6 protein-coding genes and 1 riboswitch are annotated in these 6,668 nt (G+C 73.4%); of the genes, 1 reads left to right on the top strand and 5 read right to left on the bottom strand.

What is annotated here, in order from left to right; genetic code table 11:
* The 3 genes from GTW43_RS30925 to GTW43_RS30915 form a co-directional block, all read right to left on the bottom strand.
* The coding region (locus GTW43_RS30925) for an alkaline phosphatase family protein (protein WP_161305292.1) at nucleotides 1–623 on the bottom strand (623 nt) is incomplete at its 3' end.
* Nucleotides 620–1,219, bottom strand: a complete 600-nt coding sequence (locus GTW43_RS30920) for a DUF5998 family protein (RefSeq protein ID WP_161305291.1) — start codon at nucleotides 1,217–1,219, stop codon at nucleotides 620–622. The genes GTW43_RS30925 and GTW43_RS30920, both read right to left, overlap by 4 nt.
* 69 nt (nucleotides 1,220–1,288) lie before the next feature.
* On the bottom strand, nucleotides 1,289–4,111 hold the full coding sequence (locus GTW43_RS30915) for a bifunctional GNAT family N-acetyltransferase/acetate--CoA ligase family protein (protein ID WP_161305290.1): 2,823 nt from the start codon (nucleotides 4,109–4,111) through the stop codon (nucleotides 1,289–1,291).
* A 189-nt stretch (nucleotides 4,112–4,300) separates the two neighbouring features.
* On the opposite strand from GTW43_RS30915, the gene GTW43_RS30910 reads away from it, so the two are divergent.
* On the top strand, nucleotides 4,301–4,582 hold the full coding sequence (locus GTW43_RS30910; RefSeq protein ID WP_073755402.1) for an HPr family phosphocarrier protein: 282 nt from the start codon (nucleotides 4,301–4,303) through the stop codon (nucleotides 4,580–4,582).
* A 274-nt stretch (nucleotides 4,583–4,856) separates the two neighbouring features.
* Here GTW43_RS30910 and GTW43_RS30905 read toward each other — a convergent pair whose 3' ends face one another.
* Together GTW43_RS30905 and GTW43_RS30900 are read right to left on the bottom strand one after the other, a co-directional pair.
* On the bottom strand, nucleotides 4,857–5,543 hold the full coding sequence (locus GTW43_RS30905; RefSeq protein WP_161305289.1) for a GntR family transcriptional regulator: 687 nt from the start codon (nucleotides 5,541–5,543) through the stop codon (nucleotides 4,857–4,859).
* A gap of 261 nt (nucleotides 5,544–5,804) precedes the next feature.
* Complete coding sequence (locus GTW43_RS30900) at nucleotides 5,805–6,593, bottom strand: M23 family metallopeptidase (protein ID WP_161305288.1); 789 nt, start codon at nucleotides 6,591–6,593, stop codon at nucleotides 5,805–5,807.
* Nucleotides 6,594–6,605: 12 nt separating this feature from the next.
* A riboswitch (cyclic di-AMP (ydaO/yuaA leader) is annotated at nucleotides 6,606–6,668 on the bottom strand. This riboswitch is flagged as partial in the annotation.

Raw genomic sequence — 6,668 nt, 5'->3', positions numbered from 1 at the left:
TCCGCCGCCAGTTGCTCCGCGGCCAGGTCCATGCGGTCCTCGCCGGACAGCCGGCCGTGGAAGGTGCCGCCGCTGAGTGCGATCTTGGTGAGCGGCGTCGAGGCGAAGGCGGGGGCCGAGACCTGCGCCGTGTGCACCCCGGCGTCGTGCGCGCGCTGGAAGACCGTCGGGTACGGCTGCCAGGCCGCGGGCTTCGTCCAGGGGGTCCAGCGGAGCTGGTTCATCAGCTCGCCGGTGTCGGGGTTGCGCACGGTGTACCCGGGCAGGCCGTGGGCGCCGGGCGGCAGGCCGGTGCCGACCGAGGCGAGGGAGGTCGCGGTGGTGGCCGGGTAGCCCGCGGTGATCGGGCGGCCGGTGCCGCCGCGCGAGGTGGCCGTCAGGGAGCTGAGGAACGGCGCCTCGTCGGGGTGCTCCTGGAGCTGTCGCCAGCCGAGGCCGTCGATGAGGAACACGCAGGCGCGGTCGGCCGGGGCGAGCTCGGGGATCGCCGCCGTGCAGCCCGGCACACCGAGGTGGGCGCCGAGCGTCGGCAGCAGGTCGGCGAGGGAGCCGGTGCCGTACGCGGGGACGGGAGCGGTGTGGACGGGCAGGGGCTCCACGTCGTCCCAGGCGGCCTGGGTCATCGGCGTCCCGCGTCCGCCGTCGCCTCGGAGAGGGACTGCGCGAAGGCCAGGGCCTGGCGGACCGTCTCCGGTCCGTCCCCGGCCTCGCTGACGCGCAGGCTCAGGTCGTCCGCGGTGGAGCTGCCCGTGTAGCCGTGGTCCGCCTCGCAGTTGGGGTCGCCGCAGGCGGCGGGCTCCAGGTCGATCCGGGAGACGGCGCCCCAGCCGATGGTGAGGACGACCTCACGGGGCAGCGCGCCGGGCACGTACTTCTCCGGATTGGCGACGACGCGGCTCAGGACGACCGAGGAGATCCGGCCGATCTTGACCGACTCCGTGGAGGTCGTGGCGTACGGCGTCGGGGAGGTGCTGTCGGCCGCCTGCTCGTCGGTGTGGCTGACGATGAAGCGGGTGTCCGTCAGGACCAGGACGGTGACATGACGACGGACCTCGTTCGCGTCGAACGTGGTCTCCTGGTGCACGAGGTACGACGAGATCGCCTCGCCGCCCACCGCGGCCTCGACCGCCTCGGCCACGAGGGCCGGGTAGTAGCCGCTGCGCTCGATCGCCGCGCGCAGCCCTTGGGTCGTCGTACTGGTCTTGGCCATGCCGTCCATCCTAAGGCCCGCGACGAGGCCGCCGGTGCGCCTGTGGACAACGCCCGGCGGGCCCCCGCGCACGAGGGGTCAGAAGGCGACGGGCAGGGTGCGCGGGCCCAGGTCGTCGCGTGCGGGCGGGGGTGCGAGCCGGACGGAGGCGCCGAGCACGGTCAGCCCCTCCTGCGCGACCACGACGGGTTCGAGCGCGACGCCGACGACCTCGGGGTGGTCGTCGACGAGGCGCGAGACGCGCTGGAGCAGCTCCTCCAGGGCGGGGGTGTCGACGGGTGCGGCGCCCCGCCAGCCGAACAGGATCGGGGACGTCTTGATCGAGCGGACGACCGCGCGGGCGTCCTGGTCGGTCACCGGGATCAGCCGGTGCGCGGTGTCGCCGAGCAGCTCGGAGGCGGCTCCGGCCAGGCCGAAGGAGAGCACGGCGCCGGCCGCCGGGTCGATGACGGCGCGGACGACGGTGTCCACGCCGCGCGGGGCCATCGCCTGGACGACGGGGCGCAGCTCGGCGGGCTTGCCGAGTCGGTCGGTGAGCTCCTCGTAGGCGCGGCGCAGCTCGCGCTCGTCGGCGAGGTCGAGCCGGACGCCGCCGAGGTCGGCGCGGTGGCGCAGGTGCGGGGCGGTGGTCTTGAGCGCGACCGGGTAGCCGAGGGTGCTCGCGGCACGGGCGGCCTCGTCGGCGTCCTGTGCGGGCAGGGTCACGCGCACGGCGATCCCGTAGCGCGCGAGGAGGGCGCGGGTGTCCTCCGGGGTGAGCTCGGTCCCGCGCGGGTCGTCGTCCGCGGCGAGGGCGGCGGCGATCAGGCCGGCGGCGCCCGGCTCGTCGATGTCGTCGTACTCGGGAACCTTGCCCGGCTCGGCGGTGTCGTGGCGCCACTGGGCGTACTTGACCACCTCCGAGAGGGCGTGGACCGCGCGCTCGGCGGCCGGGTAGGCCGGGATGAGGCGCGGGGCCGCGCCGGCCGGTGCCTGGGCCGCCGCGGGGGCGGCGGGTGCCGGCTGGGTGCCGGGCGCGTTGGGCCCCGTGCTCGTGGCGCGTGAGAGGGCCTCGGCGAGCCCGCCGAGCTCGACGTGGACGACGAGGACCGGCTTGGACGGCACGGTGGCGGCCGCGGCGCTCAGGGCGGAGGCCAGCTCGGCGTCCCCGGTCGGGTCCTCCCCCACGGTGGGCATCGCGGTGACGACGACGGAGTCCGTCTTGTCGTCGGCGAGGGCGGCCTCCAGTGCGGCTCGGAAGTCGGCGGCCGTCGCGGCCGTGGTCAGGTCCCGGGGCGGCTTGGGGCGCAGCCCTTCGGAGAGGCACACGTCGTAGGTGAGCAGGCCGAGGGACTCCGAGTTGCCCACGATGGCGACGCGCGGGCCCGCGGGCAGCGGCTGGCGCGCGAGGAGCAGCCCGGTGTCGACGAGCTCGGTGATCGTGTCGACCCGGATGACGCCGGCCTGCCGCAGCACCGCGGAGACGGTCCCGTACGGCAGGCGGGTGGCGCGCACGGTGTGCCCGGTGGGGGCCACGCCGCTGTGGCGCGCGCCCTGGACGACCACGAGCGGCTTGGCGGTGGCGGTGCGGCGGGCGAGGCGGGTGAACTTGCGCGGGTTGCCGATCGACTCCAGGTACATCAGGGCGACGTCGGTGTCGGGGTCGTCGTACCAGTACTGCAGGACGTCGTTCCCCGAGACGTCCGCGCGGTTGCCCGCGGAGACGAACGTGGAGACGCCGGTGACGCCCGTGACGCCGCCGCCCCGGCGGTGCAGGCGGGACAGGAGGGCGATGCCGATGGCGCCGGACTGGGCGAAGAGGCCGATGCGGCCGGGGCGCGGCATCTCGGGGGCGAGGGAGGCGTTGAGCCGTACCTCGGGTGAGGTGTTGACGATCCCGAAGGCGTTCGGCCCGACGAGGCGCATCCCGTAGGTGCGGGCCTGGCGGACCAGCTCGCGCTGGCGCTCGCGCCCTTCCGCGCCGCTCTCCGCGTAGCCCGCGGAGACGACGACGAGGCCCTGGACGCCGCGCTCCCCGCACTCGGCGACGACGTCGGGCACCTGGGGGGCGGGCACGGTGACGACCGCGAGGTCGACGGGGACGGCCGGGTCGATGTCGCGCACGGAGCGGTGGGCGGCGACGCCGTCGATCTCCGTGACGTCCTGCGGGAAGGCCTTGTTCACCGCGTAGAGGCGGCCGGTGAAGCCCGCCTCCTGCATGTTGTGCAGCACGCTGCGGCCGACGCCGCCGGGCGTGCGTCCGACGCCGATCACGGCGACCGAGCCGGGGGCGAGGAGTCGCTGGACGGAGCGGGCCTCCGCGCGCTGCTCACGGGCGCGCTGCACCGCCAGCGAGGCCTCGGTGGGCTCGAGGCCGAACTCGAGCCGTACGACGCCGTCCTCGAAGCTGCGCTTCTGGGTGTAACCGGCGTCCGTGAAGACCTTGATCATCTTGGTGTTGGCGGGGAGCACCTCGGCGGCGAAGCGGCGGATGCCCCGCTCGCGCGCGACGGCCGCGATGTGCTCGAGGAGGGCGGAGGCCACGCCGCGCCCCTGATGCGCGTCCTGCACGAGGAACGCGACCTCGGCCTCGTCGGCGGGCGTGGAGGCGGGCCGGCCGGTGGCGTCGATCCGGTCGAAGCGCACGGTCGCGATGAACTCGCCGCCCACGGTCGCGGCGAGCCCCACCCGGTCCACGTAGTCGTGATGGGTGAACCGGTGCACGTCCTTGGCGGACAGGCGAGGGTAGGGCGCGAAGAAGCGGTAGTACTTCGACTCGTCCGAGACCTGCTCGTAGAAGCTGGTCAGACGATCCGCGTCCGCGGTGGTGATGGGCCTGATCCGCGCGGTGCCGCCGTCGCGCAGCACGACGTCGGCCTCCCAGTGGGCGGGGTAGGCGTGCCGGTCCGACGGGGTCTCCATGCCGCAAGAGTAGGGCGGGGCACCGACAGGCGTCCGCCGCTCGTACGGGTCGCGTGCCCGGCGGGCGGAGGGCAGGCTGTGGAAGGCCGGAGCACCGCGCACCCCGGGACCCGGGTCCGCGTGGGGCACGTGCACCGGTGTGTGAGAATGGTCTAGACAACCAATGAGTCACCTGAAGGGCAGCATCACATGGCTGAGCGCCGCGTCAACGTCGGCTGGGCCGAGGGCCTCCACGCCCGCCCCGCTTCCATCTTCGTCCGCGCGGCCACTGCGGCCGGCGTCCCCGTGACCATCGCCAAGGCCGACGGCAACCCCGTCAACGCCGCCTCCATGCTGGCCGTGCTCGGCCTGGGCGCGCAGGGTGGCGAGGAGATCGTGCTGGCCTCCGACGCCGAGGGTGCGGACGCCGCTCTCGACCGTCTGGCCAAGCTGGTCGCCGAGGGCCTGGACGAGCTCCCCGAGACCGTCTGACCCTCCGGTCGTTCCTTCAGCGCCGCGCGTCCCCTTCGGGGGCGCGCGGTTCTGCTTTTCCCCGCGCACCGTTCCGCTCTTCCGCATTCCGCGCGCGTAGGGCACGCATTCCGTCCCCCATTTCCGGGCAGCCACAGCTGTAAAAAACTCCGGACGGGAATCACGCAGCGAATTCCGGCCGCACAATCATTCTTGATCAGGGCAGCGGGAATTACCGACGCACTGAGCGGTTCTTTGCACAGAAAGCCGTACGTCCTTGTATACGGACGCGGTGTTAATGCCGGAGCCCCGCCGTGTTGACGGCATGTTGCGAAGTCCTCACACGGTCACCCGCGCGGGGGACGCGCAGTCGGTGCGCAGCCGTCACCCGCGCGGTGTGCGCTGCGGTCAGACTGCGGGCACGGTCGGCGTCCCGGCGGGCCAGCGCGTCGACGATGGCGCCGTGCTCGGCCCAGGAGTCGGCCGGCCGCTCCGCACCCTCGACCGTGTACATCCAGGCGATCTTGTGCCGGAGCTGGGTGAGCAGCGTGATCAGGCCCTGGCTCTCGGAGGCCTGCACGAGGGTCTCGTGGAACCAGCCGCCCAGGGACCGCAGATCCTCGCTGTCGCCCTGCTTGGAGCGCTCCTGACCCAGCCGGACGAGGCCGCGGAGCACCTTGAGGTGGGCCTCCGTGCGCCGCTGCGCCGCCCGCGCCGCCCCGAGCGGCTCGAGCAGCGTGCGGATCTCGAGGAGGTCGGCCGCCTCCTGCTCGGTGGGCTCGGCCACGCACGCGCCCGCATGCCGCCGCGTCACGACGAACCCCTCCGCCTCCAGGGTGCGCAGCGCCTCGCGGACGGGCACCCGCGAGACCCCGTAGCGGCGGGCCAGCAGGTCCTCGGTGAGTCTCGCGCCGCGCTCGTGGACCCCCGCGACGATGTCGTCGCGGATCGCCGTGCAGACCGTGTGCGCGGGAATGCGCATGCCCCGACCTCCGCTTCGATTTCCGTCCTGTGCCGACCCGATCCACCCGATCCTTGCGGAACACGGACGAAGAGGCGCACCCGAATACGCACCCGGATCCCCTTCCGTGCGCGCACCCGTCGACTCTATTCCACCGGGATCGAATTTCCGACGCGGTACCCGAATCCGCGGATATTTTCTGGACAGCGGAACGCGGGAACGCGAAAGCCCCGGCTCGGACGCCGGGGCTTTCGTGAAGTGCTGCGAGGTGTCGGGGCGGAGTCAGACGCCCACACCGTGCGCGCGCAGGTACGCGACGGGATCGATGTCCGATCCGTACTCGGGCGTCGTCCGGGCCTCGAAGTGGAGGTGCGGGCCCGTCACGTTGCCGGTGGCCCCCGAGAGGCCGATCTGCTGCCCCGGCGTGACGCTCTGGCCGACGGAGACACCGATGGACGACAGGTGGCCGTACTGGGTGTACGTGCCGTCGTTCATCTTGATCACGATGTTGTTGCCGTAGGCACCACCCCAGCCGGCCTCGACGACCGTACCGGCGCCGACCGCGTGCACGGAGGTGCCGCTGGCGGCGTGGAAGTCGATGCCGGTGTGGCTGCCGGAGGACCACAGGCCGCTGCTCGCCTTGTAGGCGGTGGAGACGTACGAACCGGAGATCGGCGCCACGAAGGCGTTGAGGCGCTTGCGCTCGGCCTCACGGGCGGCGCGCTCCTTGGCCTCGCGCTCCTTCCTGGCCTTCGCCTCCGCCTTGCGCTTGGCCTCCTCGGCCCTGCGCTTGGCCTCGGCCTCGGCCTTCTTCTGTGCGGCGGCCTCCGCGGCCGCCTTCTTCTGCGCCGTGGCCTGTGCGTCGATCTGCTCGGCCAGGCTGTCGCCGATCACGATGCCCTGCGTCAGAGCGTTGTGATCCGCGGCGGCGGTGCCGGCGGCGAGAGCGGGGGCGGCGAGGCCGCCGACGACACCGGTCGTGGCGAGCGCTGCGACACCGGCGACCTGTGCGGTCGTGCGGGTCATGCGGCTCGGACGACGATGCTTCCCGGTGGCACGGGTGAACGCCATGAAGGGGCTGATCCTTTCCTTCCCTCTCGCCTACCGGGTTAGCTGACGGGTTCGGAGCAGGAAGGTCTCCTACGG

The sequence above is a fragment of the Streptomyces sp. SID5785 genome (genome assembly GCF_009870065.1).
In the GTDB taxonomy this organism is placed as follows: domain Bacteria; phylum Actinomycetota; class Actinomycetes; order Streptomycetales; family Streptomycetaceae; genus Streptomyces.
Note: the sequence above shows the minus strand (reverse complement) of the source record. Positions and strands in the feature narration are given on the sequence as shown.